This window comes from Paenibacillus ottowii, from assembly GCF_006874425.1.
GTDB lineage: Bacteria > Bacillota > Bacilli > Paenibacillales > Paenibacillaceae > Paenibacillus > Paenibacillus ottowii.
The window spans coordinates 1-1,173 of record NZ_VIJZ01000040.1 but is presented as its reverse complement, the minus strand read 5'-3'; the positions used below and the strand labels follow the sequence as shown (position 1 = coordinate 1,173).

Genomic DNA, 1,173 nt, shown 5'->3' with positions numbered 1-1,173 from the left:
GGAGTGATGAAAAGCAATCCGAAGGGGTATTCCACACCTATGTGGAAGAACAAGCGCAGCTTGTGCCAGATCACGTGGCCGTTGTATACGAGGATCGGCAGCTGACGTACCGTGAGCTGAACGAGCGCGGGAACCAGCTTGCCCGTAGATTGCGGAATGAGGGCATTGGACGTGAGTCGATTGTTGGTATTTTGAGCGAGCGCTCGGTGGATATGCTGGTCGGCGTACTGGCGGTATGGAAAGCCGGAGGCGCCTATGTACCGCTGGATGCAGACTATCCGTCCGAACGAATTCGCTTTATGCTGGAGGACAGCGGTGCGACGGTGCTGCTTACGCAAACCGGTTTGCAGGAGCGTGCACAGGCATGGCTAGAGGAAAGCCGGCAGGCTCTGGTCGGAAGTCAGACTGAGGGCGAGCTGGAAACAGCGGCTGGCGCTGAAACGATGGAAAGAGACCGTCTGAATGAAGGCGTAAGCTTGAAAACAGATTCGAAGTCTGATGGCGAACCAGCATCCAAATCCGCAACGAGCCTGCGTCTGCATACCGTACTGGCATTAGACGATGAGTTACTGTATACCGGGGATGCCACGGATGTTGAACCGATCAACGAGTCGCAGGATCTGGCGTATGTGATTTATACGTCCGGGACAACCGGACGTCCGAAGGGCGTCATGGTCGAACATCGCAGCTTGGTGAATACGGCTGCGGCGTATCGTCGGGATTACCGTCTGAACCAGTTTCCGGTACGACTGCTGCAACTGGCAAGCTTCTCCTTCGACGTGTTCGTCGGCGATATTGCACGGACGCTCTATAACGGGGGCACGATGGTCATCTGCCCGAAAGACGACCGAATTGACCCAAGTCGTCTATATGGCTGGATTCGTGATTACCAGATCACGGTGTTTGAATCGACACCAGCCTTGATCATACCGTTTATGCAGCATGCGCATGAACAGGAACTTGACATGAGTAGTCTGGAGCTGCTCATCACGAGCTCGGATAGCTGCAGTGTGACAGACTACCGGGTGCTGCAAGAACGGTTTGGTGCGGATATCCGCATTATTAACAGCTACGGCGTTACGGAAGCGGCGATTGACTCCAGCTTCTATGACGCAGAGCTGTCGAATCTGCCAAGCAGCGGCCATGTGCCGATTGGGCAGGCATGGCTGAACG

Annotated in this window: 1 protein-coding gene; it reads left to right on the top strand. The window is 55.1% G+C overall.

What is annotated here, in order from left to right:
• Nucleotides 1–1,173, top strand: a 1,173-nt coding sequence (locus FKV70_RS25810) for an AMP-binding protein (protein ID WP_142614974.1), incomplete at both ends; no start/stop codon positions are given.